General features: G+C 46.3%; 24 protein-coding genes, 1 pseudogene and 1 CRISPR repeat array. Of the genes and pseudogenes, 11 read left to right on the forward strand and 14 right to left on the reverse strand.

The annotated features are described in order from the left end of the window. Positions 1-10 precede the first annotated feature (10 nt). The 5 genes and pseudogenes from H6F98_RS33540 to clpS form a co-directional block, all read right to left on the reverse strand. A pseudogene (locus tag H6F98_RS33540) lies at positions 11-178 on the reverse strand (DUF86 domain-containing protein); the annotation flags it as partial. Between the two features lie 48 nt (positions 179-226). Beyond that, positions 227-358 carry a hypothetical protein gene (locus H6F98_RS34085; RefSeq protein WP_277927580.1) on the reverse strand — a complete coding sequence of 44 codons (132 nt, stop codon included), beginning with the start codon at positions 356-358 and terminating at the stop codon, positions 227-229. Next, positions 355-645, reverse strand: a complete 291-nt coding sequence (locus H6F98_RS14590) for a nucleotidyltransferase family protein (RefSeq protein WP_192219429.1) — start codon at positions 643-645, stop codon at positions 355-357. Before H6F98_RS14590 ends, H6F98_RS34085 begins: the two co-directional genes overlap by 4 nt. A gap of 51 nt (positions 646-696) precedes the next feature. Next, the gene (locus H6F98_RS14595) at positions 697-1,449 is read right to left on the reverse strand and encodes a CPBP family intramembrane glutamic endopeptidase (RefSeq protein ID WP_396812014.1); all 753 of its coding nucleotides are present in this window, start codon (positions 1,447-1,449) and stop codon (positions 697-699) included. 291 nt (positions 1,450-1,740) lie between these two features. After that, on the reverse strand, positions 1,741-2,028 hold the full coding sequence (gene clpS / locus H6F98_RS14600) for an ATP-dependent Clp protease adapter ClpS (RefSeq protein ID WP_192219431.1): 288 nt from the start codon (positions 2,026-2,028) through the stop codon (positions 1,741-1,743). A gap of 241 nt (positions 2,029-2,269) precedes the next feature. Between clpS and H6F98_RS14605 the strand changes: the two genes are divergently transcribed. Then, positions 2,270-3,187: an alpha/beta fold hydrolase gene (locus tag H6F98_RS14605; protein ID WP_192219432.1), complete on the forward strand. Its 918-nt coding sequence runs from the start codon at positions 2,270-2,272 to the stop codon at positions 3,185-3,187. Between the two features lie 63 nt (positions 3,188-3,250). Here the strand turns inward: H6F98_RS14605 and H6F98_RS14610 are convergent, their stop codons facing one another. After that, positions 3,251-3,388: a hypothetical protein gene (locus H6F98_RS14610; RefSeq protein ID WP_192219433.1), complete on the reverse strand. Its 138-nt coding sequence runs from the start codon at positions 3,386-3,388 to the stop codon at positions 3,251-3,253. A 156-nt stretch (positions 3,389-3,544) separates the two neighbouring features. On the opposite strand from H6F98_RS14610, the gene H6F98_RS14615 reads away from it, so the two are divergent. From H6F98_RS14615 to H6F98_RS14630, 4 genes are all read left to right on the forward strand, one after another. Continuing rightward, a complete protein-coding gene (locus tag H6F98_RS14615) occupies positions 3,545-4,351 on the forward strand; it encodes a DUF2993 domain-containing protein (protein WP_396811935.1) in 807 nt (268 codons plus the stop codon). A 15-nt stretch (positions 4,352-4,366) separates the two neighbouring features. Next, positions 4,367-5,029 carry a MotA/TolQ/ExbB proton channel family protein gene (locus H6F98_RS14620; protein WP_192219434.1) on the forward strand — a complete coding sequence of 221 codons (663 nt, stop codon included), beginning with the start codon at positions 4,367-4,369 and terminating at the stop codon, positions 5,027-5,029. A 249-nt stretch (positions 5,030-5,278) separates the two neighbouring features. After that, on the forward strand, positions 5,279-6,844 hold the full coding sequence (locus tag H6F98_RS14625) for a B12-binding domain-containing radical SAM protein (RefSeq protein ID WP_192219435.1): 1,566 nt from the start codon (positions 5,279-5,281) through the stop codon (positions 6,842-6,844). Positions 6,845-6,964: 120 nt separating this feature from the next. Beyond that, positions 6,965-8,011: direct repeats of the CRISPR family, unit length 37 nt; unit sequence GTTTCAATCCCTGATAGGGATTAGTAGTGATTGCAAT. A gap of 437 nt (positions 8,012-8,448) precedes the next feature. Continuing rightward, positions 8,449-10,092: an alpha-amylase family protein gene (locus H6F98_RS14630; protein WP_192219436.1), complete on the forward strand. Its 1,644-nt coding sequence runs from the start codon at positions 8,449-8,451 to the stop codon at positions 10,090-10,092. Between the two features lie 91 nt (positions 10,093-10,183). On the opposite strand, the gene H6F98_RS14635 is transcribed toward H6F98_RS14630, so the two are convergent. Next, entirely contained in the window at positions 10,184-10,492 is a 309-nt protein-coding gene (locus H6F98_RS14635; protein WP_199348497.1) for a hypothetical protein, read from the reverse strand. A gap of 139 nt (positions 10,493-10,631) precedes the next feature. Here H6F98_RS14635 and H6F98_RS14640 point away from each other — a divergent pair, with 139 nt between their 5' ends. Further along, complete coding sequence (locus H6F98_RS14640; RefSeq protein ID WP_192219437.1) at positions 10,632-11,471, forward strand: DUF3598 family protein; 840 nt, start codon at positions 10,632-10,634, stop codon at positions 11,469-11,471. A gap of 124 nt (positions 11,472-11,595) precedes the next feature. On the opposite strand, the gene H6F98_RS14645 is transcribed toward H6F98_RS14640, so the two are convergent. The 3 genes from H6F98_RS14645 to cbiD form a co-directional block, all read right to left on the reverse strand. Beyond that, positions 11,596-11,775, reverse strand: a complete 180-nt coding sequence (locus H6F98_RS14645) for a hypothetical protein (protein WP_192219438.1) — start codon at positions 11,773-11,775, stop codon at positions 11,596-11,598. Positions 11,776-12,035: 260 nt separating this feature from the next. Continuing rightward, positions 12,036-13,679, reverse strand: coding sequence for a glutamine-hydrolyzing GMP synthase (gene guaA, locus H6F98_RS14650; protein WP_192219439.1), 1,644 nt, complete (start codon positions 13,677-13,679; stop codon positions 12,036-12,038). Positions 13,680-13,806: 127 nt separating this feature from the next. Continuing rightward, complete coding sequence (gene cbiD, locus H6F98_RS14655; RefSeq protein ID WP_192219440.1) at positions 13,807-14,955, reverse strand: cobalt-precorrin-5B (C(1))-methyltransferase CbiD; 1,149 nt, start codon at positions 14,953-14,955, stop codon at positions 13,807-13,809. A 233-nt stretch (positions 14,956-15,188) separates the two neighbouring features. Between cbiD and H6F98_RS14660 the strand changes: the two genes are divergently transcribed. Then, positions 15,189-16,349, forward strand: coding sequence for a patatin-like phospholipase family protein (locus H6F98_RS14660; RefSeq protein ID WP_192219441.1), 1,161 nt, complete (start codon positions 15,189-15,191; stop codon positions 16,347-16,349). Positions 16,350-16,525: 176 nt separating this feature from the next. Here H6F98_RS14660 and H6F98_RS14665 read toward each other — a convergent pair whose 3' ends face one another. Together H6F98_RS14665 and H6F98_RS14670 are read right to left on the reverse strand one after the other, a co-directional pair. Continuing rightward, positions 16,526-17,419 (reverse strand): biopolymer transporter ExbD, encoded by an 894-nt coding sequence (locus H6F98_RS14665; RefSeq protein ID WP_192219442.1) that lies wholly within the window; start codon positions 17,417-17,419, stop codon positions 16,526-16,528. A gap of 70 nt (positions 17,420-17,489) precedes the next feature. Next, a complete protein-coding gene (locus tag H6F98_RS14670) occupies positions 17,490-18,212 on the reverse strand; it encodes a MotA/TolQ/ExbB proton channel family protein (RefSeq protein ID WP_192219443.1) in 723 nt (240 codons plus the stop codon). Positions 18,213-18,511: 299 nt separating this feature from the next. Here H6F98_RS14670 and H6F98_RS14675 point away from each other — a divergent pair, with 299 nt between their 5' ends. Further along, positions 18,512-18,823, forward strand: coding sequence for a YkvA family protein (locus tag H6F98_RS14675; RefSeq protein WP_192219444.1), 312 nt, complete (start codon positions 18,512-18,514; stop codon positions 18,821-18,823). A 211-nt stretch (positions 18,824-19,034) separates the two neighbouring features. On the opposite strand, the gene H6F98_RS14680 is transcribed toward H6F98_RS14675, so the two are convergent. After that, positions 19,035-19,472: a hypothetical protein gene (locus tag H6F98_RS14680; protein ID WP_192219445.1), complete on the reverse strand. Its 438-nt coding sequence runs from the start codon at positions 19,470-19,472 to the stop codon at positions 19,035-19,037. A 133-nt stretch (positions 19,473-19,605) separates the two neighbouring features. Here H6F98_RS14680 and H6F98_RS14685 point away from each other — a divergent pair, with 133 nt between their 5' ends. Beyond that, positions 19,606-19,911: a hypothetical protein gene (locus H6F98_RS14685; RefSeq protein WP_192219446.1), complete on the forward strand. Its 306-nt coding sequence runs from the start codon at positions 19,606-19,608 to the stop codon at positions 19,909-19,911. Here the strand turns inward: H6F98_RS14685 and H6F98_RS14690 are convergent. Next, positions 19,870-20,058, reverse strand: a complete 189-nt coding sequence (locus H6F98_RS14690; RefSeq protein ID WP_242058535.1) for a type II toxin-antitoxin system HicB family antitoxin — start codon at positions 20,056-20,058, stop codon at positions 19,870-19,872. The two genes, H6F98_RS14685 and H6F98_RS14690, sit on opposite strands and share 42 nt — an antisense overlap. A gap of 532 nt (positions 20,059-20,590) precedes the next feature. Here H6F98_RS14690 and H6F98_RS14695 point away from each other — a divergent pair. Further along, complete coding sequence (locus H6F98_RS14695) at positions 20,591-23,110, forward strand: sister chromatid cohesion protein PDS5 (RefSeq protein ID WP_192219447.1); 2,520 nt, start codon at positions 20,591-20,593, stop codon at positions 23,108-23,110. 169 nt (positions 23,111-23,279) lie between these two features. Next, positions 23,280-23,705 carry a GPW/gp25 family protein gene (locus H6F98_RS14700; protein ID WP_192219448.1) on the forward strand — a complete coding sequence of 142 codons (426 nt, stop codon included), beginning with the start codon at positions 23,280-23,282 and terminating at the stop codon, positions 23,703-23,705. The last annotated feature ends 2 nt before the right edge of the window (positions 23,706-23,707 follow it).

Raw genomic sequence — 23,707 nt, forward strand, 5'->3', positions numbered from 1 at the left:
AGTATCTACCTTACAAATCCTCCCCCAACTCTTCCAATATTGCCTCGATCTTCTCCTTCAAGTCTGGCAAATCTTGCTCAATAACGTCCCAGATAATATTTAGATCAATTCCTCCCAAATAATCATGCACTAAAATATTCCGAAAGCCCGAAACACTACGCCAATCAACCTCAGTTACCCTTACCTTTAAATCATCGGAAAGGCGTTGTGTTGATTCAGCTAAGGTTTACAAGCGACGGAGAGCAGCATCTTGAATCATTGTATTAACAAAAAACGCTTCTCTTCCTTCGCTTGTATATTCAGTAATGCGCTCAATGCACTCGCGAATGTACTCTAGATAAGCGCGGTTGTCCGTCATAATGGCACAGCTTCTTTGAGAACCCGTTCCCGGATTACTCGATGCAGTCCATTTTCCGTGACAATATCAACTTTACAACCCAGCAAATCTTCTAAATCAGCTAATAAACCACCAGGAAACCAACGACTGTGATTTACCCCAACATCAATTAAAAAATCAATATCACTTTCAGCAGAAGCTTCCCCCCGCGCCACCGAACCAAAAACTCGTACATTATAAGCCCCATGCTGTGCTGCAATTCTTATAATTTCATCCCGTTTTTCCTTGAGTAATTCATCAATTCCCATAACTAACTCCTCAAGATTATGTCGAATTTCTGCTCCTCATTTCACACTCTCTTAGATTGTTCGCTTCCTCATCCTGAACGCAAGAACACTTAAGAATAACAACCCCATTACTCCTGCAACTGGGTTACTATCAACGCCAGTAATCCAGGGAGAAATCTTGCCAGAATATTTCACTAATTGCCCCACATTAATAATGTAGTAGCCCCAAACTAGACCTGCGTGCAATCCGATTGGCAGACCCAGACGACCTTTACGCGATCGCTTTGCCCAAACTAATGTCAACCCCAGCAGCAACAAACCTGGAAATGCAGGGAATGTGCGAATCACTTCTTTAAACGGCTTGAGAAAGTGCAGTATGGCAAAGGCGATCGCATCAATCCAGAGTGATGCCTTTTGGGTATAATCTCGTTGTAACTCATCCAACAACCAGCCCCGAAAGACTAACTCTTCTGCAAAACCAATGCCAAGGGCGCTGAGTAATCCTTCTAAAATCACCCGTATCAGTACTACTTTCGGTGTCTGAAATTCCAGCCAACCCAGCAAGCCTTCCAGGGCAAATAAACTCAAGGTAAACATTAGACCAATACTCAATCCCTTGAGCAGATCTAACCCATTCTGCCGTGTTCCCTCCAAACCATAACGTTTTAGCAGTTGAGGTTGTTGATAAACTTTTCTACCCCACCATCGCAGCAACAGCAGGAATTCCCCAAACAATAGCCCCATCGTCAGGATAGTAACCAAGTTCGAGTCAGAAATTAAAAAGTAAATCGGTGCTGCTACCGGAAGCCAAAGTAGCACTAATATTAAAAGAAAAAATCCCAGCCGTATTGGTGCTGGGTATTGTCTAAATTTAGCAAGGTTAAATTTCAAAACTTTAAGGCTATGTAGCTTGGCACAAAACTAGAACTAGTTTTTGAAGTGTACCTGCAAACTGTTCATTGTAGGCGTTCCCAACAAGCATTCGGCATCCCATAGATGAAGTCTATTTATAGAAGCTCTAAACGCAGGCTGCTTTGTCTACTTAGTCACAATTTTTTGAACAGAGTGTAGTACTTGAGGCGATGCCTAACCCATAGCCCTTAAGAACCCAACCTCTTATTCATCCGGTTCGATTGTGCTAGTCAAACCGTGATTTTTCAGCGTTTCACAGTAGAACTCAGCATGTTCTTGAGCGCAGGTAATAACCAAAGCAATACCCGACATATGGGCTTCCATCATAATGTTGACCGCTTGAGGTTGGGTCAAACTCGATACTGTTGACATCAAAGTCTGCACCACATGCTCCATCGAGTTGAAGTCATCATTGTGGAGCAAAACGCGGTAGCGAGGCGCGGGTTTACGGACTGTTGATGTTGAACGCTTCTCAATAGTTTCGACAGACACTGCTCTACCCTCTCCAGTTCATGTGTAGAAACGAATTCCCATTATTACAGGGAATTATTTTATCTTTAGTCTTTATATTACTCAACATTATTCGTCCCAACCCATGATACTACATCAGTTTCATTGCCTCCTTATCGAGATGACAGGGAAGCGCTAAGCCTGACAGTAGGCTAAGAGCGACGCTCGTTCCAGTTCTTCGCCAACGCTAAAATAAATAAGTTAACGTTACTTAACATTTCCCGTGACTACACAGGCAACCCAAGATGCCGCTACCAGACCAATACCAGGCACTTACTGGCAGTGGCGAGGGCAATCTATTTACTATGTACGAGCTGGTGAAAAAAAATCAGGACACCCACCGTTATTGTTAGTTCATGGGTTCGGGGCATCCACAGACCACTGGCGCAAAAATATTGCCCAACTGAGTAACGATTTTGAGGTTTGGGCAATTGACCTTTTGGGATTTGGACGCTCTGCTAAACCTGATTTGCAATACGGAGGCGACTTGTGGCGCGACCAGTTGCATGACTTCATCACCGATGTCATCGGTCAACCTGCTGTCTTGGCAGGAAACTCTTTGGGGGGTTATTCAGCGCTGTGTGTGGCTGCACAACGTCCTGAATCTGCGGTTGGTTTAGTCTTACTCAACAGTGCTGGTCCTTTCACTGACACCAAGGTACCGACTCAACCAAATCCTCTGCAAAAGTTCATCGGTGATGTCAGTCGCTCAGTTTTGCTGCAACCTTGGGCAAGCTTTCTCTTGTTCCAATATGTGCGACAACGCTCAGTGATTCGCAATACGCTTGAGAAAGTTTATCTTGACCAGAGTGCGATCACAGACCAACTGGTAGAAGAAATTTATCGCCCTTCCTGTGATGTCGGTGCCCACAAAGTTTTTGCTTCCGTATTCAAGTCACCTCAAGGAGAAAAAATTGATGTCCTCCTCAAACAACTGAGGTGCCCATTACTTCTGTTGTGGGGAGAAGCCGACCCCTGGATGCGTTCAAGGGAGCGGGGCGCACAGTTCCGTCAATATTATCCCCAACTGACCGAACACTATCTTCAGGCTGGACATTGTCCCCATGATGAGGTGCCAGAGCAGGTGAATGCTATTCTACGGGACTGGACACTGTCGATTACCAGTGATTCACCGACTTGAAATATAGCAAAAGGCAGAGGGGATGCATATTGACTAGTCTTGGTTTCAGTATGAGAGCGAGAGTCAAGAGTCGCCAAAGCCACCTTTACTTTGAACCACCAATGGTGGGGGCGCAAGGCTTTGCACTCCTACCATGTGTCGTGTCTGTGCGTAAGTCTTGTCAGTAAAACTGATAGATGCCTTAAGAAATTCTGTCCCCATCTCACCAACTTCCGTATTACAACTAAAGAATCTTTATGCCAAAACTAGTTGATGACTGTTCAGTGATTCTGCTACCCCCCTTCAACCTGCGACCTGTCAAAGTGTAGATTGCTGACTGCTTCACATTTTGTTACAAATTATAAAGAACTCTCGTGGATGCACAACGTTATGTTTGGTGGCTTCGCCGGTACAAAGAATACTCCTGGTACCGACTGGGGAGAGCAGATGCTCAATACAGTCGCCAGCAAGACGATTCGCCACCTATTCACTCGGAGCGAGTCAATAGAGATTGCGGTTCGTTGCTACCCGTCTAGCAAATTGTTGCAGGGTATTATCGACAGTTTTAAAATGAGTGGTCGTGGTTTGGTAATCCGCAAGGAATTCCGGACTGAGGAGATGTCGTTTGAAACTGATGCTGTCTCGCTGGATTTTGGCTCGGTTCTGAAGGGTCAGCTTAATCTAAAGCAACCTACACAAGCGATCGCACAAGTTGTACTCACTCAAGACGACATCAACGAGTCTTTCAAAGCCGAACTGGTAAGAAAGCGCTTGGAAAATCTTTCGATCCCAGCGTTGGATGAACTCTCTGGTGGTCAGCCGATTTCTTTCACAGACGTGCAGGTGCAATTGCAACCCAACAACCGGATACGGCTTTTTGCAAAAGGGAATCTCCCTGAACACGGTTTAGTACCGATTAGTATGTCATCAACCTTGGCAGTTGAACGGCGGCGTCGTGTTCTCTTTCAAGATGCTCAGTTTGAACCGGATGCTGTACCAGAGTCTTTTCGAGAAATTTCTCAAACCTTGACGACGGCATTGGCAGAGATATTAAATAATATGGTTGATCTGGATCGCTTCAACCTTGATGGTGTCACGATGCGTATCAACCGCTTAGAAACCCAAGGAACAAGGCTGATTTTCAGTGGCTATGCTCAAATTGAGCGCGTCCCAAATAATCCCTGAGCTTAAAAGCCAATAATGTCACTCGGCAACTTCTTTACTTTAGGTGGGGTTGTCATGTGGCCCCTATTAGCGTTCTCCATACTTGCGATCGCATTAATTTTGGAGCGCATTATCTTTTGGCAGCGAGTAACGAAGCGTCAGAACAAGGTCATACGGGAAGTTCTCAAGCTATACCAATACGATCCCCAAGCCGCATTGGTCAAGCTAGAACAAAATAGCGATCTACCGATTGCACGGATTTTCATCGCCGCTTTGGAACTCGAAAAAGCTACCCCAGAGGAATTTCAACTGGCGCTAGAAAGTGCAGCGCAAGCCGAGTTGCCAACACTCAGCCGTTTTAACACGGTGTTTGAAACGATCATTAGTATTTCGCCACTTCTTGGTCTTCTAGGAACTATTCTCGGATTGATTAACGCCTTTGCCGCGCTTCGGATAGGCGATATTGGAGGGAGCAACACGGCTGGTGTTACAGGCGGCATTAGTGAGGCTTTAATCTCAACTGTAGCGGGATTATGCGTGGCAATCTTTACACTACTGTTTGCCAACACATTTCGCGGGCTATATCGGCGCCAACGGGCAGCGATTCAGGAGTATGGTGGTAAGCTTGAGCTGCTCTATCGCCGTTATTATGAGCATGGAAGACCACCGTATAGTGAAACATACAAGAATGTGGTGTGATTATTTCTGGATTACTGGTATGAGGCTAATCGAGCATTGTGCGATCTGCTTTGCTCTTCTCGCTTGGCGATCGCTTCTATAAATACCTCAATACAAGAGAGCAACAAAAAGGGAGTTGTTAGCATTGAGCTAATGATTGGTAATTAGCTTGACGGTTTGTTATAGAATGCAAAATCCCAGACTCTATAGCTTTAAAACCAATCTGTCAACCAACTAACCGCTAAATTTAGTGTGAGGCTGTGAGGTTTAATGCGAGTTTTACTAATCTATCCCCAGTTTCCTAAAAGTTTTTGGTCTTTCGAGAAAGTCCTTCAATTAGTCAACCGCAAAGTTTTACTGCCGCCTCTAGGGTTAGTAACAGTAGCAGGAATCTTACCCCAAGAGTGGGAATTTAAGCTGGTAGACCGGAACGTTCGTGCCGTTACAGAGGAAGAATGGGAGTGGGCAGAAGTCGTGATTCTTTCCGCGATGATTGTCCAGAAAAAGGATTTACTCGATCAAATTCGTGAAGCAAAACGTCGAGGCAAGCGCGTTGCCTGTGGTGGCCCCTACCCAACCTCCGTACCTTACGAAGCAACAGAAGCAGGTGTTGATTACCTGATTTTGGATGAAGGGGAAATTACCTTACCGATGTTTGTTGAGGCGCTTCAACGGGGTGAGACAGCAGGAATTTTCCGTTCTGGTGGTGAAAAACCTGATGTGACGACAACGCCTGTTCCTCGCTTCGATTTGTTGGAGTTGGATGCTTATGATTCTATGTCGGTGCAATTCTCACGAGGTTGTCCTTTCCAGTGCGAATTTTGCGACATTATTGTCCTCTATGGTCGCAAGCCTCGGACGAAGACACCAGCCCAGTTAATCGCAGAGTTGGATTACCTCTACGAGTTGGGGTGGCGGCGTAGCGTCTTTATGGTGGATGACAACTTCATTGGCAATAAGCGTAACGTCAAGTTATTCCTCAAAAAGTTAAAAGTTTGGCAAGCTGAACATGAGTATCCCTTTACGTTGAATACGGAAGCCTCGATTGACCTTGCCCAAGACCAAGAGTTAATGGATTTGATGGTTGAGTGTAATTTTAATGCTGTGTTCTTGGGGATTGAAACACCAGATGAAGCGAGTTTGCAACTGACAAAGAAATTCCAAAATACACGCACAACTCTTAGTGATTCTGTGGAAGCGATTACACGGTCAGGTTTACGGGTAATGGCTGGGTTTATTATTGGCTTTGATGGTGAGAAAACTGGGGCGGGTTCCCGGATTGTCCAGTTTATTGAGCAAACAGCGATTCCTACGGGTCTTTTTGGGATCTTACAGGCTTTACCAAATACTGCCCTCTGGCACCGATTAGAAAAAGAGGGACGATTGCGGAGCAAAGATAGCGATATTGACCAGGCAACGTTGATGAACTTTATCCCGACTCGACCCCTGGAAGACATCGCCAGGGAATATGTTGAGGCGTTTTGTGAATTGTATGATCCTGAGCGCTTTTTAGATCGTGCCTATCGCCATTTCTTGATTCTAGGGGCACCAAAATGCAAACCCCCAGGGCAACTGCCAAGTTTGGTAGACCTCAAGGCACTGCTAATTGTCTGCTGGCGTCAGGGAGTCCAGCGTAAGACTCGCTGGAAGTTTTGGCATCACCTGTTTAGCGTCATCAAGAATAACCCTGGTGTCTGGGAGCATTACCTTACTGTTTGCGCTCACAACGAACACTTTTTGGCGTATCGTCAGATTGTGCGTGATCAGATTGAAGCTCAACTTGCAGAGTTGCCTAAAGAGGTTTTGCGGACACAGCCACCAGTCCTGAGTGCATAGGGGAATTCGGTTCAAACTTTGTTAGCTTCGTTTATGTAGTGCAGATCCCCCTAAATCCCCCTTAAAAAGGGGGACTTTGACGCTCATTCTCCCCTCTTTTTAAGGGTGCTGGGGGATCGGAATTTAACGGGGCAAAGGGATTAGTAGTGATTGCAATGCTTTCCTCAATCCGAGGCATGAATAGCGCCATGTTTCAATCCCTGATAGGGATTAGTAGTGATTGCAATAAGAACTTCGGGTCATGGGTGTCAGTGTATCCGCGGTTTCAATCCCTGATAGGGATTAGTAGTGATTGCAATTAAGCTGCCTTTATCCTTTGAGCAATTCGCCTCTGTTTCAATCCCTGATAGGGATTAGTAGTGATTGCAATCAAGAGTCCGAGCCAATATATTGTCTTCTGTTAGCTGTTTCAATCCCTGATAGGGATTAGTAGTGATTGCAATGCTCATGGTCTATGTCGGCACACTCACCCATTGGAATGTTTCAATCCCTGATAGGGATTAGTAGTGATTGCAATCTGGCATTCGCCCGTGAGACTGCACAGCTAGCAGGTTTCAATCCCTGATAGGGATTAGTAGTGATTGCAATAGGATAAGCGATCGCTTTTTCCCTAAGCTTGCTCGTTTCAATCCCTGATAGGGATTAGTAGTGATTGCAATCGCTGAACCACCTTCTGGTTGTCCGTAGTAACTTGTTTCAATCCCTGATAGGGATTAGTAGTGATTGCAATACTGGTGGTGGTGTCTATGCCCTCAGTCAAGCTGGTAGTTTCAATCCCTGATAGGGATTAGTAGTGATTGCAATTCTAAAGAATATTGGGAGGAAGGACAGTCTATGCCGTTTCAATCCCTGATAGGGATTAGTAGTGATTGCAATTCCAGGGGTGGGGCACTTACTTTGGGGTAAGACCATGTTTCAATCCCTGATAGGGATTAGTAGTGATTGCAATGTCCCTCCATTGCTCCTAACAAATTCATCTCCCCAGTTTCAATCCCTGATAGGGATTAGTAGTGATTGCAATGTAGATAGGAATTGAGCATAAGTGCAAAAATAAGGCAGTTTCAATCCCTGATAGGGATTAGTAGTGATTGCAATGATACCAGCATTGGGTATGATTCACCGCTTGGTTGGTTTCAATCCCTGATAGGGATTAGTAGTGATTGCAATAGCGCGGCTTTGAAACGCTTGCTCTATTTGATTTTCGAGGTGCGGTTGCGCGAATGCTCTAATCATTTCAAAAAATCACCGATCTGTCAAGAGCCAAAATTGCTCAAACCCTTATCCTGTATAGTGCGCGAATCCTTCCTTGAGCGTGATCGCATCAACCCCCTTGTGTAATGGAGAACGTAGCCATTATTTTGCCAACCTTGCAAAAAACACCTATACCTTCGCGCACTTGGCTGTTGACCGACTTCTCTGTGATTGGATTATTGCTGAAGTACCTTAAATTAGCAGATTTTCTCTCCCTCACGAAAGAAGACATAGCACTAGTAACAGGAGAGTATATTTCCCAAAGACTCTCTTCCATAGACTAACGTCTGCGATCGCATCCGAAGCCGGATAACTCTGTCTCTTCAAATACAACTTAATCATAGGTATTCTCAATGCTAGACCTCTGGTACAAAAACGCTGTCTTGTACTGCCTCGATGTCGAAACCTATATGGATGGTAATGATGACGGCATCGGGGATTTTGAGGGACTGACTGAAAGACTGGACTATCTTGCTGGCTTAGGGATTACTTGCATCTGGTTGATGCCGTTCCATCCAACACCGAACCGGGACAACGGCTACGACATAAAAGATTACTACAACGTTGACCCTCGTCTAGGAACCTTGGGTGATTTTGTGGAGTTTACCTGTCAAGCGCATGAGCGCGGGATGCGCGTCATTATTGACCTTGTAGTGAACCACACCTCGATTGAGCATCCTTGGTTCCAGGCAGCTTGCAAAGACGAGAATTCAAAGTACCGCGACTTTTACGTTTGGTCACAGGAGAAGCCTGAAGATGCACACGAAGGAGTGATTTTTCCGGGTGTGCAAGAGACGACTTGGACATATAACGAGGAAGCACAAGCTTACTACTTTCACCGCTTTTACGAACACCAAGCCGACTTAAACATTGCTAACCCCAAGGTGCGCGACGAAATCTACAAGGTGATGGGCTTTTGGCTGGAACTGGGTGTATCCGGTTTCCGAATTGATGCCGCTCCCTTCCTGATTGAATTGAAGGGTATTGAAGACCAAGCCGATGTGAATGACCCTTATCTGTACCTGAAGGAGATACGAAACTTCCTCTCTTGGCGACGTGGCGATGCGATTTTGCTTGCCGAAGCCAATATCGAGATGAAAGACGTACCCGCCTACTTTGGGGACGGGGATAAGATGCAAATGCTGTTTAGCTTCATTGTGAATCAGCATATAATTCTTGCCCTCGCTCAAGAACAAGTTGCACCGATTGTTGAAGGCTTGAAAGCTTCACCAGAGATTCCTGAAGTTGGTCAGTGGGCACAGTTCATCCGCAACCATGACGAACTGGCACTGAATTATCTCTCTAAGGCAGAACAGGAAGAGATTGTTGCTAAGTTTTCACCCAATAAAGAGAAGACGTGGATTTATGACCGAGGTATTCGTCGTCGCTTTCCCCCAATGATTGATGGAGACCCAGGCCGTCTGCGACTTGCATACAGCCTTATCCTTACACTACCAGGTACTCCCGTCCTGTTCTATGGTGAGGAAATTGGCATGGGTGATGACTTATCCCAAAAGGAACGCAATAGCATTCGTCCCCCGATGCAATGGTCGGGTGAACCAAACGCTGGCTTCTCAGAAGCCCCATCTGATAAACTCTTCCGACCCGTAATTACAGAAGAAAAATTTGGCTATAAACACTTGAATGTCATTGACCAGCGTCGCGACCCCAACTCACTCCTCAACTGGATGGAACGAGCAATCCGAATGCGTAAAGAATGCCCAGAATTCGGCTGGGGGAAATGGCAAATTATTGATACTGGTAATCCAAGTGTCTTCGCTCACCGTTGTGAATGGCAGGGTCGTGCTGTGATGGCTGTGCATAATTTGGGAAGAGAAGCTTGTACAGTGACACTGAACCTGAAGAATGAGGAAGCAGAACATTTAATTGATCTACTGGGAGACCAACAGTATCAGCGAATTGAGGATACATCACACGATGTCCAACTTGAGGGCTATGGCTATCGTTGGTTTCGTATTGGGGGTCAGCATTTGTAGGAATCTGTACTCACCGTCCAGAGATTTATCTTCAATAGACATCTCCAACAAGGAGCCTGAAAACCCTTTGCAGCCCTGCTTTTTAAGAGGGCTATAAGCTGTTGCTGTAGGTAGGCTTGGGCAAAACGGGTTGAGCTGAAAAAGCGTCAAAAGTCCGAGGATCTAAACCAGGAGGGAAGACAACCAGTTCTCTGCCTTCTCTGGCTGCCTGATGGTGCAATGCGATCGCATCAGCCAATGTATAGAACGTAATGGGAAACCATCTGTCGTTGTAAAAGTAGACTACAACTCGACTGTTTTTAGAACTACCTAATGGCAGAGGGACGTGCCAGAGTGAACCCACAATAGATAAGCCTTTCGTCTTGGGTATGTCTGTATCCTTTGTGACAGTAATACACAAGTATTAACCACTATCAAATGTGATATGTCTTTGGATATATTTTTTGGCTTCCTTAAAAGCGATCGCTCTCGGTTCACGGCTTAAGTTTCGCGCCGGGAACTAAGCTAGAGAATAAACAATTTAGTTGCTGTACAAAAAAATGCCATCACAATGGGAATGCTTATTGAAAAATTTAGGAGAATGGCAGGGTTCATTTACTCGATTCTCTCCCCAAGGGGAACAACTGGAAGATACGCCTACCGTAGTGAGTCTGGAAGGACTGAATGATAACCAAACCATTCGTCAGATTGTCCGCCGTCTCCCTCCTGATCAGCCAGTCGAGGAAAAAGTCCTAGAATACAGTTCTCTAAATCGAAGCATCCTATTGTTTAAAAATGGGGCATTTTCCCAAGGGACGATTCAATGGGCACCCTTTTCCGAATGTGGAGCAGAACTCGGCTTAATTGAAGGCGATCGCCGTTTGCGTCTGGTGCAGCTATTCAATAAAGATAGTCAGCTATCACGAATAACGTTAATTCGAGAACAATTGGCGGGTACAGATACCCCAGAACGCCCAGAACTAACTTTGGAGCAGCTTTTGGGGGAATGGCATGGAGAGGCGGTGACAATTTATCCAGATATGCGATCGCCTGATACCTATCCCACTCAACTCAGACTCCATCGCGAAGAGCCTAACCGTGTAGTCCAACAACTAACGTATGGGGCTGGCACCTCCGCTCAAACCATCACCTCCACAGCGAGAGTCGATGGTTCTATTCTTCACTTTGACCAAAGTCGGTTACCTGTTCAAGTGTTGTTGCTACCAGATGGAGCATCATCCAACTGCCCATTAGCCGTTAAACCCGGTCACTTTTTTGTTCTAGAGGTAGGATGGTTGCTGCAACCCGATCAGCGTCAGCGGCTGGTTCGTACTTATAGTGATAAAGGAGAATGGAGCAGTCTGACTTTGGTGAACGAGCAAAAAGTGAAAGCTGAGTAAAGGCTTGGCAATGCGCCTTGCTCCGACATCAAAATCAGGCTTTCACCGATTAACTGCGTAAGTCCTCAGTTGTCTAGAGTCTGTGAATAAAAGTTTTTGTTACTAGGTGTAGAACCAGAAGAACTCACAGAGCAAGGGTACGCTGCGCTAGCTCAGCAGTAGGCACTTCTTGTACTTCGCCACTGAATCCCTTACTCCAGCTCATGATGTTAGACGAGAGCAGCATCAGCATCTTGGGTAAACAGATGCAAACAACCGCATTAAATAGTGCCATTAGTAATAGAACAATCAAATCCATATCCATATCACTACCCTCTGCAAATCAACTGTATTAGAAATTACTATTCCTCATCCCTTGAGTATGAAGGTAAAAGTCGGTAACTGAGCAACTGCAAAGGTTTGAATTACTTCTAGCTCTCATAAGCTTTTCTAAAGTTAAGATTAGTTACCAAGATCTACCTCCTTGTAGGTGTGGAAGGAACGCGAGCCAAAGACTTGGTTATTTGTTATTGGTTGTTCATAAAAAAATACAAACAACAAATAACAAATAACAAACAACCCGAACTATTCCCACTCAATCGTTCCAGGAGGCTTAGAGGTGATGTCGTAAACTACCCGATTCACACCCTTGACTTCATTAACAATCCGGTTTGAGATTGTCTCCAACAAGTCATAAGGCACTCGTGACCAATCAGCCGTCATGCCATCTTCACTATTAATCAGGCGCAAGACGATAGGGTAAGCGTAGGTGCGTTGGTCGCCCATAACGCCGACACTGCGTACTGGAAGTAACACGGCAAAGGCTTGCCAGAAGTCGTGGTACATCCCTTGCTGTTGAATTTCCTGACGGACGATGAAGTCAGCATCGCGTAAGATATTCAACCGTTCTGCTGTCACTTCACCGATAATGCGAATCGCTAAGCCTGGTCCTGGGAAAGGATGTCGTTGTACAATTTCCTCTGGCAAGCCAATCGAGCGACCGACTTTACGCACTTCATCTTTGAAGAGTTTGCGTAAGGGTTCAACGAGCTTGAAGCGTAAGTCTTTGGGTAAGCCACCGACATTGTGATGGCTCTTAATTTTCACCGCAACTCGCTCACCTGTTTTCGGATCGACGTTCGTGTCGGCTGACTCAATTACGTCAGGATAGAGAGTGCCTTGAGCGAGATAATCAAAAGGCCCGAGGCGTTTGGATTCTTCTTCAAAGACCTGGATGAATTCATGACCAATGCGGCGGCGCTTTTCTTCAGGGTCAGTGATACCCTCGATTTTGGCAAGAAAGCGATCGCGTGCCTTCACATACTCGACTGGAATGTGAAACTGCTCTAAAAATAGCTGCACCAATCCTTCTGGCTCACCTTTCCGCATGAAGCCTTGGTCAATGAACATACAAGTCAATTGGTCGCCAATCGCTTTGTGGAGCAAGAAAGCAAGCGTTGAGGAATCAACACCACCAGATAGCGCCAGCAACACCCGTTTATCGCCAACCCTGGCACGAATTTCTCGAATCGATTGTTCGACAAACGCGGCGGTTGTCCAGGTAGGTTCACAATCACAGATGTGGTAGACAAAGTTACGAATAAGGGCAAGTCCACCAATGGAATGGACTACTTCTGGATGGAACTGTACACCATACAGCTTTTTATCGTGGTGTGCGATCGCAGCACAAGGGGTATTTTCTGTATGCGCCAGGATTTCAAACCCAGTAGGTAAGGCTTCACAAGAGTCGCCATGACTCATCCACATCGTTGAGCCGTCTTCGACATTCGTCAGCAAGTCTGTGGGATCATCAATGGCTAGCGAAGCTTTTCCATATTCCGCCCGCTTAGCCCGCGTTACCTCGCCACCGAGTTGCTGCACCATCAACTGCATCCCATAGCAGACTCCCAATACGGGGATGCCTAGATTCCAAATTTCTGGGTCACATAGAGGAGCGTTTGCATCATAGACAGAATTTGGTCCACCGGAGAGTATAATGCCTTTGGGATTAAGTTGCTGTAGCTGTTGGGCAGTTGTGCGATAGGAAAGAACCTCAGAATAAACCTGAGTTTCGCGGATGCGACGAGCGATCAGCTCAGAGTATTGAGAGCCGAAATCCAGAATGACGATCATCTGACGATTTAACGGCTCTTGTAGAGACGTTAGCGGCAACGTCTCACTCGTTTGGGAGGCTTGTTCTGTTGGTAGTGACACTGATACGTCCGTCATGGAATCGAGTAAATGTACAAATATCTCGCCACCCAAGTGTCTATCAGGAGCAGCGATCTAGAGTCGTGAATTGTAAAAAGAAACCATCAGGTTTCTAGGAAGTAAGACTGTAGAGATTCATACAAAACTAACACAATTGAGCTAGTAACGTGGCACCCATTTTGCTGGTGACGATGATTTTGCGATCGCGATCAAACAAAACTGAACCGACACGCACGTTCTGTTCACTATGTTTACGGATATAGTCTTGGGAGCGAACATCAATTGTAGATGCGATCGCACCATAAACCCGATCTATCCAATTACTGCCATTAGTAGCGTCTAGCTTACGAAGATACTTCAGTGCCGCTTCAGCCGTTGCACTCGCAAAAACCTCCTGTAACACTGCTGTTGGTAAACCGAGAGTTGCACAATGAGCCGTGAGAATTTCCAGTCGTCCATCCGCGAGATGGTGATGAGTATGAAAAATTCCACCCGCTAACTTCATCAGCTTGCCATGATAGCCAAACAACAAAATTGCTGGCACTTGCTGCAATCCTGCGGTAACGAGCAGTGGCCCCAACCAATTAGCCGTCTTAATCAGCAATTCCGAGTTAATCCCCAGTTGCTGCGCCAAATCCAAACCATTCTCCCCCACACAAAAGACCAAAGTTGGAATGCTGGAGGAGTCTTCCCGACTCCCTAAATTAGTCGCTTTGTGTCTAAGCTCCTCACAAAAAGCCTCTAGTTGACCAGGCGCACTTAGAGGCTGAGAAATCCCAGTTGTCCCTAGCAGTGAAAGTCCTTCCACAACCCCAAAAGCCGCATTTGAGGTACGCTCGGCTAGTTGACGCCCTTCCGGCAAAATCAGAGTCACCCTGATTTTTTCCCCCAGTGCCAGATGATGTCTTAGGTTTTCTTGCAGTAGCCGCTCAGCATAAGCATAAATTGCTGCCTTGCCACCTGTATCCAGTTGTTTGCCAATTCCTTCTCCCCCCAGTAAACGAATCGGTTCAGATTGCTCTGGTTTTCCCCATTCCACTACTGCCCAAATCGGGGTATTGCGTGTGAGGTCAAGGTTATCACCAGGGTTACTGCGGGTAACAGCCAGCGCCATACCCTCGCCAATTCCAGCCACTTGCTCAATGGGGATTTTTACCGTTTCCGGAGGTTCAATTAAGTCTACTAATACAGCATCCAGTAATTGAGGTTGGCGTAACCAATGCAAGGCAGCAATCGCCGCAGCACAGGCAAACACAGGTAAAGTATATCCAGATTGCGGCGTTGGAGTTGTCATGAGAGGAAAATCCTCAATCTGTAGATTTCAAACTAGTAAGCTGTCCAGGTAGGTTTGAGTAGTTGACTTTCTCGAAAATAGAAGAATTGAGCTTAAAAGTTGCTATCACTTCTCCATAGAGACTATCGGCTAAAACCAACTTGAACTCAAATCCCAACTAAAGGCTGAGTCTACTATCTTTGAATGCAACTCAGTATAAACTCCTAGCTAGAGTACTTTTCGGAGGGCAGTAAGTGACGTTTCGTATTTTGAGTCTAGATGGTGGTGGAATTCGTGGCGTAGTTGCGGCGACGATGTTGGCAAGGATTGAGCAACAAATCAATGTGCCATTAAATCAATACTTCCAGTTGGTTGCAGGAACTTCCACCGGGTCAATTTTGGCAGCCGCGATCGCGAATGGACGTAGTGCGAAAGAGCTAATTGGGGTTTACCAGCAAAAGGGTTCGAGAATTTTTCCCTATCAAAACCTTTGGTCACCTGAACGGTTGGGATTAGTTTTTCAGTATGGGCTTTCTGCTCCCAAATATTCAGATAAAGGTTTGGTTGAAGTTCTCAAAGAAGAGTTTAAATACAAAAAACTCTCAGAGGTGAAAGCCACCAACCTATTGATACCTTCCTATGACACAATTAACCGAGAACCGATTATTTTCAAAAGCTGGCGGAAAAAATTTCTTAATGTCCCTCTGTGGGAAGTTTGTGTTTGTTCAGCATCCGCTCCTGCCTATTTTCCAGCTCATCAACTAATAAGGAGAGAAGAAGGTAAAGCAGTTGGTGGTGATGCAAAAACCATTGTCTTTAGTAAGGAAGCCTCGGAGGACGATGATGATTACAACCGGATGCGAATCGATATTACTGGAGGAACAGGTAGAGGTCAGGTTCGCACAATTATCGATTATGTTGGCAAGACTCGAACCGCACTGGTAGATGCCGGATGGGATGTGATACCGGATGCTACCTCTACCTTTTCTGTCGTACTTGAATATTCAGCAATTGATGGTGGTGTTGCTGCCAATAACCCTACCGCTTGTGCGATCGCAGAAGCTCTAAGATTGGGGCATAAGGTGGAGGATATTTCTCTTCTTTCTATAGGAACAGGAAGTTTTTCTCGTGAGATTCCCTTAGAAAGTGCCAAAGAATGGGGGGCTGCACAATGGGCATTACCAGTAATTGATGTAATTTTTGATGCTTCATCGGATATTAACGACTACATTGGAAGGCAGATTATTGAACGCTACCTCCGACTGCAATTTAAGTTAGATAGAAGCTGGACTGGTAAACGTTTAAGTGATGACATTGATGATGCTAGCCAGGAGAATATCAGGAATTTGATAGAAGCGGCTGATGCTTACGTTAAGAATTCACAAGTGCAAAAAGCGATCACTAATTTCTTGTAGAGTCAAGCACGTTAGCAGAAAGCCGTCAGCTATCAGCCATCAGCTTTTTTGTATTTTTTTTACAAACAAACAAACAACCAACCATAAATAACTAAGTTGGCGGGTGGCGTTCCTCTCACACCTAAAATGCGGTAGCCTTCCCGCCGACTTTTTCTAAACAGGCGCTCTAGAAAAGCTTATCGCTCAGAAGCTGGCTGATTCGTTCTGGGAGTTGCCGTAGCACCAGGAGTTGGTGCGGCTGAACTACCAGGAGAGACACGGCTATTTCCAGGCGCTACCGTAGCACCAGGAGTCGGCATGACTGAACTACCGGGAGCCACACGGCTATTTCCAGGCGCTACTGTAGCACCAGGCGTTGGCATGACTGAACTACCGGGGCTAATTCCTGGTTGCCCTGGCGATAGTTGTGAACTGCCTGGGTTAATTCCAGGTGCTTGTGGCAACGCTTGTCCGGGTATTCCTGGTAATGATGGCTGAGTTGGGTTGGAAGGAATTCCAGGGATTCCTGTACCATAAGGGTCAAACTGGTTTGTGCCTGGGGTGGGTGAGAAGCCAGGAACACCCGTTGCTGGTGGCGGAACGGCTGTTGCACCAGGAGTCGGAGTCGGCGCTGACTCTCCGGGAAGAGTGGCTAGTGCTACGCGATCGCCTCCTACCTCACGCAGCAAATCTAGCACCTGTACAACATCGTTGTAAGTGGCATTCGTCGAAGCATACAGCGCCATCAATCCATTAGGATTTTCTTTACGATAAGCCCGTAGCTTCTGGTAAAAATCATCTTTCGTCACCACAGGCTGTTGTTCAACATAAACCTGTCCTAAGTCATTGAGGCTAACTACCAAAATTTCCCGCCCCTGCGGTGTCCCAGTGCTTGCCTTGGGCAAATCAACACTAATTGCCTGTTGACGAGAAAAGCTCACTGCTGCCAGGATAAAAAATATCAGAATGCAGAAAATGACATCAATCAGCGGAATAATCTCAACCCGAACCTCTTCCACTGGGACATCCATCCGAAGCCTCAGAGGGCGGGGAGCTAAAGCGGTAGGATTTGAATCAATTTTTTTGTCCATAAACCTAACTTACTGGGGCAGTTCTGTCATCCTATCGAAGCGAATTAGAGAATGGCACTGCCCCATGATTTTATTTTTCTGTAACTTCAGGAACGTCTAGGGTGTTGGTGTTGGTATTGGTATTGGTGTTCAAGGACTGATTAAGAGTATCAGTCTCCTCACCTTGCAACCAAGCTTGTCGATAGAGTAACTCCAACTCTCCCCCTGCTTTCCGAAAAACTCTGATTTGGTTGTACCAAAAAGCCTGAAATAGTCGATAGAACGCCAAACTGACAATTGCCACAATTAAGCCCGTTGCCGTGGTAATTAGCGCTTCGGCAATGCCTAGAGTGACTCCAGCCGTTGACGCTGTTCCCAAATCACTAATACGGATTGAACCTAACGAGCTAATCAAACCCAAAACCGTACCCAACAAACCCAGTAGTGGTGCTAGAGCAATTACAGCCTCTAGAAGCTTGTCTCCCCGTCGCATTGATGCCAACTCATCATCTGCTGCTGACTCTAGCGCCAACCGAAATACTTCTGGATCGGGGTTAGCCAGCCGCAAGGGAGCATAAAGATATCGCCCAATTGGTTGTCGCCGCGCCTCAAGCGCTATCTCCCTAGCAACTTGCATGTTACTAGTGGCTGCATCCAGCACACGATTGACAGTTTCTCTTTCTTTGAATAAGAGGCTTGCCCAAAACCAGATACGCTCAAAGATCGTACCCAATGCGAGGATGGATAAGACCAACAGTGGCCACATTGCCACCCCGCCCTTCTCAATAAGATCGACTATATCTACCGTTTCCATTCGCGCATACCTCCCTTAATTGCCAAGTGCAATTTCCCTTTGTGTATAGTGCAAGCCATTCCAATTCTATGGATTTCGAGCCAATTGCAAAGAGATCAGGCTGATTTTCCCTTGGCGGTTGAGCTATATTGCTCAACTCTGTCACCTGCCCCCTCTGTTAGTCTCCTTAAGAAAGTAAGAATTCCATCCTCTCTGGTGGTTATAGCGATCGCTAATCCTCGACACAAACAGGGGGGTTATCCACACCGGAAGTTCCTAGCGGGATTTGGCAAGATTAAAAATAGATAGAGGGCAAATACATGAACAATTTTTCTATCCCATCGATTTACAACTGGTATCGCAACACCATTCGTAATCCTAAGTACCGTTGGTGGATGATTTTAGGAACCTTACTTTATATCTTTAGTCCAATTGATATTGCTCCAGACTTCATTCCTGTGATTGGGCAAATTGACGATATTGCGATTTTATCGTTGTTAGTTGCTGAGGTTTCCCAGATACTAATCGAAAGTGCTAAATCTCGTAAAGGCACAACAGTCGCTTCTGATACTGCCAGCACGAGTGAGACAAGTGACAAGACAGTAGATGTTGATGCTGTGTCAGTTCAGTAACTATTACAAGCAATACAGTATTAATTAAATAACCTCGCTATTGGCTTGATTTAACTTATGCAGACAGCCAAGAAGCGAGGATGTTTTTTTGTGAGAGTTAGTAATTGTGTATCAACACTTCTTGTTTTTGGGTAGGAGAGCCGTAACTCCTTTTTAGGAGAGATAGGCAACTCTTTCAACCTTTTTAATCTTGTAACCTGTTACAGGTTGGCTATTGCTGTATGAAGCGATCGCTACTCTGAAGAGATACCTGAAAGATGCGGAGTCCACTGTCTCCAAGAATCGCTAGCTTCCTTGGCTCGTTTGGTTTTTTATCACTTTGAACTACTGCACGGAATGAGCGGACAACGTTCTCTCCAATGCAACTAGCAAATTCTCGGAGTTCGGGTTCACCCATCTCAAGCACAATACATCCTGATTGCTCTTTAGCGGGTGAATTACAACCTTTCTCCTGATGACGTGCCTCTAAAATTGTAGTGAGATAGGCTTGCAAGCTTTTAGCTTCTTCATCATCAAGGTTAATGCAGTTGAGTCGATGTAGTAAACGGCTCTGCTCGGAAGGTGCAGAAGAAATGTCTAACTTGTTATCCCGGCGCTCCTTTACGCTGAGGATGCGAACTAGAGTATCGCGGAAGGTTTTGAGAGACATAGGTTTTGAACAAGAGAATGCTAAGTTTTCTTGGATGCGTCTTTACTCTAATGATTAAAAGTTAAGAACTTGAAAAGAACGTCTGCCCCAAGAGTTAGAGAACTTGCTCCGTAACTGCTCACAGCAAGAAGTCGTGCTTATTGAGAACCAATCGACTCACAAGCCGCAGGAATTTAGGTGGATTGCAGACTTGGGCATTGGTGTCAACTTCAAGAAAATTACCTTGTTAGCGCAACTCGGCGGTGAGAGTCCCTCGGATTTATGCCAATGTCTCGGTGCGATGCCCTTGGAGATGCTTCGCGATCGCGTTTCGTTTACTAATAGTCAGCTAGTAATTCTGGTGTGCTTCGATAGGATTTCTCAGGGGTTGCTAGGAATACTTGTAGCGGAAGTTGAATTATGTGATCGCTTGTCTGCTTGCCTCACCAGAAAGCGTTAGTTGCTCTATGGTTTTAGGTTCTGGGAGGGGTTTACCGTCTTCCTGATATTCCTCAACTAAAAGCTCTAATACCTCTTGAGCATTCTTTAAAGCTTCTTCATAGGTATCGCCGTGAGTATGAAACTGCTGAGATAGAAAATCAGGCAAGTGAACTAGGTAACAGTTATCTTCATCCGACCATTATTGAATCACAACCATATAATGTAAACTCATTTCCTTAAAGTTTTTTCCTGGCGATCGCATTTTTCTAATCAGCTAAAGTAGGGTGCGATTCACTGACGCGACAGCTTCGCTTCACGCCATTCGTTTCTAATAGCCAACTAGTAATTTTAGCGTGTGTCGATGTGATTTCTCAGGAGTTGGTAGGAAGGCTAAAACAGAAGAGGATAAACCTAACGACTACGTTACCCACTGAACGCAGAAGCGATCGCTATCCGCCAATTTAAACCAAAGAATATCAAAGGGATATGCGATCGCACAGCGGCTGCAAAAGAGATTCGCAACCCATCATCACCATAGAGTTTGAAATCTTGTTGCCATTGGTCTGATGGCTTGAAAATATTAATTTTGTTGCGATTACCATCCTGTAGCAGTCCACCAAGAGAAGCTGTGATTACTATTAAAGTGGCATGACTAACGCGCTGAGCGATTTAGGCTCTACATAAATGGGGATAGGTGCATGACTCCGTACACCAGACAAAAATTCTTAGCCGCGCTTCAGATTGCTGTTTTGAGCTTTTCATTACCCCTGCCTTTAACCAGCAACAGTTGGGCGCAAGATTCTATCGTTGGTGAGACGGCTCCTCAGCGTGAGAATTTAGAGGAAGCCAATGAACCGAAACATTGTTGGCGTGCTTCCGAGCCTCTGTTTACCATAAGTGCCGGGAGTGCGGGGAGTGACACGAGTCAGGTAGTTGATGAGGCGGAGATTGCCTCTTTGATTGAGAAGTTAAAGAACAATGATGAACGGGAGCAATGGAACGTCGTCAACGCCCTGCAAAGGATTGGTTCGCAAGCTATCCCTGCGCTAATCAATGCATTGAAGAACGAAGATGGAAACGTTCGTGCCAATGCCGCATCTGTGCTAGGGAGCATGGGTGCGGAAGCGAAAGCTGCTGTTCCTGCGCTGATTGAGGCGCTGAAAGACGAGGATAGGGAAGTTCGCAGGGGTGCTACCTATGCTCTAGGGCGAATAGGTACGGAAGCGAAAACTGCCGTTCCTGCGCTGATTGAGGCGCTGAAAGACGAGGATAGGGAAGTTCGCACGGCTGCCACTGGTGCCCTAGGGCAAATAGGTACGGAAGCTTCATCCGCCGTTCCTGCCCTGATTGAGGCGCTGAAAGACGAGGATAGGGAAGTTCGCACGGCTGCCACTGGTGCCCTAGGGCAAATAGGTACGGAAGCTTCATCCGCCGTTCCTGCCCTGATTGAGACGTTGAAGGACGAGGATAGAGAAGTTCGCATGGCTGCCACTGGTGCCCTAGGGCAAATAGGTACGGAAGCTTCATCCGCCGTTCCTGCCCTGATTGAGACGTTGAAGGACGAGGATAGGGAAGTTCGCACGGCTGCCACTGGTGCCCTAGGGAACATTGGTTCCGAAGCTTCATCCGCTGTTCCTGCTTTGATGGAGGGGTTGCGGAACGACGATGTGAGCATTCGCGTAAATGCCGCTGATGCTCTAGTGAAAATTGGTGTATCAGCTGAAGCCGTCGTTCCGGTTCTAATTGAGGCTATGCACAATGAGAATCAGTCTGTTCGCCAAAGTGCCGCAACTACCCTATGGGAAATGGGGGCGGAAGCTTCATCCGCCGTTCCCGCCCTGAGTCAAGCGTTGAAGGACAACGATTGGTTAGTTCGCCAACAAGCCGCTTCTAGCTTGGGCAACATTGGTATTGCTGCGAAAGCTGCTATTCCCGCCCTGATTGAGGCGTTGAAGGACGAGAATCAGGGTGTTCGTACTAATGCCGCTACTGCCCTAGGGAACATGGGTGCCGAAGCGAAAGCCGCGATTCCCGCCTTGATTGAGGCATTTAACCACGAGGATAAGTATTTTAGCCAAATTGCCGCTGATGCCTTAGGAAAAATGGGTGCGGAAGCGAAAGCAGCCATTCCCAGCCTGCTAGAGGCTTTGAAGAATAAGGACAGCAAAATTCGCGCAGAAGCCGCTTATGGTCTAGCGAAAATTGGTCCTGAAGCGTCAGCCGCGATACCCGCCCTGTTTGAGGCATTGAAGGACAAGGATAGCCAAGTTCGTGCGGTCGCAGCTTTTGCTCTAGCGGAAATTGGTGCTGAAGCATCATCCATTGTTCCTGTCCTCATTGAGCAGTTAAAAGACGAGAATTTTGAAGTTCATCTGAGTGCTGCTGTTGCCCTCAGTAGAATTGGTCCAGAAGCATCAGCCGCCGTTCCAAGCTTAATTGAGCAGTTGAAAGTCAAGGCTCCCTTCTTTCAAATGTATGTTGTCGGTGCTTTAGGGAATATAGGTTCCAGAGCGCAAGACGCTATTCCTGCCCTGATAAACCTGTTGAAAGCGAAGGACGAGGATGGCAACGTTCGCTCGATAGCCGCCATTGCCTTAGGAAGTATAGATACCCAAGGGCAAGCAGTTGTCCCTGTCCTAGTAGAGGCGTTCCAGGATGACGTTAAGGATGTTTGCTCATCCGCTGCGTTTGCTTTGGGAAATATCGGTTCCAAAGCTTCATCCGCTGTTCCCGTCCTGATGCAAGAGTTGCAGAACGAAAAAAGCAACGTTCGTCCCTATGCTGCTATGGCTCTAGCAAATATGGGTGTGGAAGCGCCAGCCGTTGTCCCTATCCTAATGTCAGCGTTGCAGGGCGAAAAGACCAACGTTCGTGCGAATGCCGCCATTGCCTTAGGGAAAATCGGTGTATCAGCAAAAGTTGCCATTCCCGCCCTGATAAAGGCGTCTAAGGATAAAGATCGCGATGTTCGTATGAGTGCTGCTATTGCTCTAGGAGATATGGGTGTAGAAGCTTCATCCGTCGTTCCGATACTGGTTCAAGCGTTGAAAAATCAGAATATATATGTTCGTCGGCGTGCAGCCGATGCCTTAGGACATATTGGTTCCGAAGCTTCATTCGCCGTTCCGGCTTTAGCTGAAGCTTTGAAAGATAGAAATAGCGAAGTTCGTGCAAGTGCTGCTTCTGCCTTGGAGAAAATCGCTCCAGGCTCTCAATAGAGTCTGACGAAGGGGAGCTGTTGATGAAAGACCAGATTATTACTGACGCCTACAGGCAAACCCAGAGAAGTGGGAAAAATACCATTACTCACTAGACTCGACTTTTGGCGAATAGTTCTAAGCGAGGAATCCCTATATAAAGTAGCTGCGGTATCGAGTAAAAACTTGTATGCCAGACAGGATAGACCAGCAAAAAAATGCCTATTTGGGTCAAGGGATAGCCTTTCCCTTGCGTGTGACCGTTCAGGGAAGTTTACAGCTAAGTGCGACGGCGCGGAACATTGAGGAATCAATCCTGATTATTCTCCGGACTAATTTGGGAGAGCGAATCTATCGACCGAACTTTGGTTCACGGTTGTCAGAACTCGTGTTTGCCCCAATGAATATCCAAACGCTTCTTTTAATCCGCCTGTACGTGGAGGAAGCGCTAGAAATGTGGGAGCCTCGGATTGTTCTCGATGCGGTTCGCACTGACCCCGATCCAGTTCGCGGTCTTGTAAACGTTACGATTGAGTACCATCCCAAAGACAGTCACGATAAGCGTAGCTTAGTTTATCCGTTCTACCTGTTGCCCCAATCCGAGTCGCTCGCCTAGTT

It is taken from the genome of Microcoleus sp. FACHB-SPT15, from assembly GCF_014849525.1.
Classification (GTDB): Bacteria; Cyanobacteriota; Cyanobacteriia; order Cyanobacteriales; family Coleofasciculaceae; genus Symplocastrum; species Symplocastrum torsivum.

Excerpts from the sequence above, each read along its gene's own strand:
- H6F98_RS14615 (WP_396811935.1), top strand. The coding sequence starts at position 3,545 with ATGCACAACGTTATGTTTGGTGGCTTCGCCGGTACAAAGAATACTCCT.
- H6F98_RS14695 (WP_192219447.1), top strand. The coding sequence starts at position 20,591 with ATGACTCCGTACACCAGACAAAAATTCTTAGCCGCGCTTCAGATTGCT.
- H6F98_RS14620 (WP_192219434.1), top strand. The coding sequence starts at position 4,367 with ATGTCACTCGGCAACTTCTTTACTTTAGGTGGGGTTGTCATGTGGCCC.
- H6F98_RS14665 (WP_192219442.1), bottom strand. The coding sequence starts at position 17,419 with ATGGACAAAAAAATTGATTCAAATCCTACCGCTTTAGCTCCCCGCCCT.
- H6F98_RS14645 (WP_192219438.1), bottom strand. The coding sequence starts at position 11,775 with ATGGATATGGATTTGATTGTTCTATTACTAATGGCACTATTTAATGCG.
- H6F98_RS14700 (WP_192219448.1), top strand. The coding sequence starts at position 23,280 with ATGCCAGACAGGATAGACCAGCAAAAAAATGCCTATTTGGGTCAAGGG.
- H6F98_RS34085 (WP_277927580.1), bottom strand. The coding sequence starts at position 358 with ATGACGGACAACCGCGCTTATCTAGAGTACATTCGCGAGTGCATTGAG.
- guaA (WP_192219439.1), bottom strand. The coding sequence starts at position 13,679 with ATGACGGACGTATCAGTGTCACTACCAACAGAACAAGCCTCCCAAACG.
- H6F98_RS14590 (WP_192219429.1), bottom strand. The coding sequence starts at position 645 with ATGGGAATTGATGAATTACTCAAGGAAAAACGGGATGAAATTATAAGA.
- H6F98_RS14675 (WP_192219444.1), top strand. The coding sequence starts at position 18,512 with ATGAACAATTTTTCTATCCCATCGATTTACAACTGGTATCGCAACACC.
- H6F98_RS14680 (WP_192219445.1), bottom strand. The coding sequence starts at position 19,472 with ATGTCTCTCAAAACCTTCCGCGATACTCTAGTTCGCATCCTCAGCGTA.
- H6F98_RS14630 (WP_192219436.1), top strand. The coding sequence starts at position 8,449 with ATGCTAGACCTCTGGTACAAAAACGCTGTCTTGTACTGCCTCGATGTC.
- cbiD (WP_192219440.1), bottom strand. The coding sequence starts at position 14,955 with ATGACAACTCCAACGCCGCAATCTGGATATACTTTACCTGTGTTTGCC.
- H6F98_RS14625 (WP_192219435.1), top strand. The coding sequence starts at position 5,279 with ATGCGAGTTTTACTAATCTATCCCCAGTTTCCTAAAAGTTTTTGGTCT.
- H6F98_RS14670 (WP_192219443.1), bottom strand. The coding sequence starts at position 18,212 with ATGGAAACGGTAGATATAGTCGATCTTATTGAGAAGGGCGGGGTGGCA.
- H6F98_RS14610 (WP_192219433.1), bottom strand. The coding sequence starts at position 3,388 with ATGGGGACAGAATTTCTTAAGGCATCTATCAGTTTTACTGACAAGACT.
- H6F98_RS14640 (WP_192219437.1), top strand. The coding sequence starts at position 10,632 with ATGCCATCACAATGGGAATGCTTATTGAAAAATTTAGGAGAATGGCAG.